The organism is Shigella sp. FC1567, from assembly GCF_001743015.1.
Lineage (GTDB): Bacteria > Pseudomonadota > Gammaproteobacteria > Enterobacterales > Enterobacteriaceae > Escherichia > Escherichia coli.
Genome location: NZ_MIIV01000290.1, coordinates 1 through 1,209 on the forward strand (window position 1 = coordinate 1; position 1,209 = coordinate 1,209).

Here is a 1,209-nt window from a genome sequence, read left to right on the forward strand (position 1 = left end):
ATTGTGGAAAGGCCAACATCCATAGCTTTGGCGGCATCTGCCACCGTGTATTTCTGGTCAACAACCAGTTGAGCGGATTCGCGTTTAAACTCTGCGCTAAAATTTCTTTTTTTCATTGGAGCACCTGTGTTGTTCTGAGGTGAGCATATCACCTCTGTTCAGGTGGCCAAATTCAGTGTGCCACTTCAAACCGAAGAACACGGCGGTGCGGAGTCCGGAGAGTAACGGAATAGCAGAGAGCTTCGTGAAAACGATAAAGCGTGACTACATCAGTATCATGCCCAAACCAGACGGGTTAACGGCAGCAAAGAACCTTGCAGAGGCGTTCGAGCATTATAACGAATGGCATCCGCATAGTGCGCTGGGTTATCACTCGCCACGGGAATATCTGCGGCAGCGGGCTTGTAATGGGTTAAGTGATAACAGATGTCTGGAAATATAGGGGCAAATCCACTGCGGCACAGATCAGCTCGGAAAGTTCGTTAAGTGCATCCAGATCATCAGCGTAAAAAGCCACGTCATACAGACTTCGGATTGCTCTGGTCAATGAGTCACGGGCCGCACGTTCAGCATGAGCGCCTGATGCACTTAAGCGAAAATAAAAACGCTCAAGTGCTTTGTTAATGAGAGTTTTATATTCTTTGCCCATCACAACGCCCTTTAATCTGCTTTCTGTATTTCAGCTTCTGAATCCATACAAATAATTTCGATATAGGGTTCATCGCCATTAACCTGGCGTGCCTTTTCAGCTTCGCTAATGATTTCTTGTACGGTCTGGTACGGAAGTTCCACAAGCAGTCGCGTGCCGTTCAGATAAACGTAAGTGGCTTCGTCGGCTCCGTTTTTACCCGCCGGAGTCACTGAACCGCCCCGGGTTTCCTGGAGAGTGTTTTATCTGTGAACTCAGGCTGCCAGATCATCGTTTCCGATGGAAGCATAATAAGCTTTTTCTGCTTCTGCCGGAGGGATGTGGCCCAGCCTTTCCAGCAATCGTCGATTATTATACCAGTCCACCCACGTGAGTGTGGCCAGTTCCACTTCTGCACGGTTTTTCCAGCTCTTACGGTGTATTACCTCCGCTTTGTAAAGACCATTGATGCTCTCCGCCATCGCGTTGTCATACGAGTCGCCTGTACTTCCTGTTGATGCCAGTAATCCGGCTTCCTTAAGCCGCTGTGTGTAGGCCAGCGATACATACTGAGAACCTTT

3 protein-coding genes and 2 pseudogenes are annotated in these 1,209 nt (G+C 48.7%); 1 reads left to right on the top strand and 4 read right to left on the bottom strand.

All coding sequences use genetic code 11. From position 1 onward, the window contains the following. On the bottom strand, positions 1-116 hold a 116-nt coding region (locus tag BHE85_RS15965), incomplete at its 3' end, for an IS3 family transposase (protein WP_001693691.1). A 71-nt stretch (positions 117-187) separates the two neighbouring features. Between BHE85_RS15965 and BHE85_RS15970 the strand changes: the two are divergent. After that, positions 188-442 (top strand): annotated as a pseudogene (locus tag BHE85_RS15970) (integrase core domain-containing protein); the annotation flags it as partial. Here BHE85_RS15970 and BHE85_RS15975 read toward each other — a convergent pair. The 3 genes and pseudogenes from BHE85_RS15975 to BHE85_RS15985 all read right to left on the bottom strand — a co-directional run. Continuing rightward, the gene (locus BHE85_RS15975) at positions 413-649 is read right to left on the bottom strand and encodes a DUF4754 family protein (RefSeq protein ID WP_000514280.1); all 237 of its coding nucleotides are present in this window, start codon (positions 647-649) and stop codon (positions 413-415) included. The pseudogene BHE85_RS15970 and the gene BHE85_RS15975 sit on opposite strands and share 30 nt — an antisense overlap. A gap of 11 nt (positions 650-660) precedes the next feature. After that, positions 661-828, bottom strand: a pseudogene (locus BHE85_RS15980) (hypothetical protein); the annotation flags it as partial. Positions 829-903: 75 nt separating this feature from the next. Then, the coding region (locus BHE85_RS15985; protein ID WP_032232747.1) for an integrase core domain-containing protein at positions 904-1,209 on the bottom strand (306 nt) is incomplete at its 5' end.

What these genes read in the sequence shown, in the direction of transcription:
- BHE85_RS15975 (WP_000514280.1), bottom strand. Translation starts at nt 649, where the DNA reads ATGGGCAAAGAATATAAAACTCTCATTAACAAAGCACTTGAGCGTTTT.